The organism is Acidomonas methanolica (assembly GCF_004346035.1).
In the GTDB taxonomy this organism is placed as follows: Bacteria; Pseudomonadota; Alphaproteobacteria; order Acetobacterales; family Acetobacteraceae; genus Acidomonas; species Acidomonas methanolica.
Genome location: NZ_SLZN01000095.1, coordinates 1 through 1,158 on the forward strand (window position 1 = coordinate 1; position 1,158 = coordinate 1,158).

The 1,158-nt window shown below is 56.9% G+C and carries 1 protein-coding gene; it reads right to left on the reverse strand.

Translation table 11 applies throughout. The features are described from left to right. Positions 1-188: 188 nt before the first annotated feature. Complete coding sequence (locus EDC31_RS17575) at positions 189-1,022, reverse strand: DUF3732 domain-containing protein (RefSeq protein ID WP_052512655.1); 834 nt, start codon at positions 1,020-1,022, stop codon at positions 189-191. Between the last annotated feature and the right edge of the window lie 136 nt (positions 1,023-1,158).

Genomic DNA, 1,158 nt, shown 5'->3' on the forward strand with positions numbered 1-1,158 from the left:
TCACTCCATATGAATTCATTTGCCAGCAGTGGGAAAAAGAACCATCACGGTTCATACATAATCCGCACCATCAAATCATGGGACTAAACATCTAGCCTACAGCCATGCAGAGCAGGTAGATCACCGACGCGGTGCTACAGGCGCTACACATCGCAGTATGGCGGCGCAACCTGACTGAATTAGCCGGGTCAGTCTCGCAGAGGCCAATCGGTCGGAATGAGCTTCACGCCCGATGCCTTCGTCCACCGGCCTTTCACGGCTGCGACGTATTCTGGGTCTTCTTCGATATAGGCGTGCTCGATCAGGATGACCTGAAGGCCGATTTGCCGCGCAGTTTCTTCGAACAGGAAGCGAACGATCCTTTGCATGGCAATTTGATCGTCGTCCTTTTCCATCTCCTGCAGGCTCTTCTCGTCCCCGCCCTTCGGGTAGTATGGACGGCTGATCTGATCGATCACCAGCAAGCCTGGGACAGGGGCCTTGATGCTTTCGAACAGCCTATGCAGCGAGAATGAAATGGCCAGATGGATGGCCAGATAGTTCTGATCGGACCCAATTTCGGCCATGGCCAAGGCAGCACGGCTGGTAGGTTCAATTAGCGAGATGCTGGGGCTTGCCGAGAAGACGACGCGGGAATCGGTCGCGGGCACTTCGGTCGGAAGTTCGCCGAGCATTTCAGTTGCGAAGGAACTGACCATGTTTTCCGCGTCGCGAAGGCGCTCGCGACGCGATTGCGGATCGACTTGATCCCTGATGCCCTCGACCTCACGATTTAGGGCGGTGGCGTCCACGGCAACGGTCTGGAAATCCTTCGCTGTTGTCTCAAGGAACTGGTCGATACGGCCAACGATCCGAGCACGGTCTTGGAGGAGGGAGCCAGTCTGTGCCGATTGCTCTTCGACGCGCACAAGGCCAATGAGCTGGGCTTCGATCTCCTTCAGCCGAGCATACTTCGACTTGATCGTCTCTTCGACGACGTTGGAATGGTCGTCCAGGCTCGGCCGGATCGTATCGACCGCCAAAACTTCGTTCGCAACGATGCTCAGGGAGTCGCGGATCTGGGTCGTCGCGGTATCCGACAGTTCCTACGCGTCGATCGACCTGCTCAACGCTGTCAGGCACCACGTCTGCATGATCAGCCGCCTGCGACTGGATGCG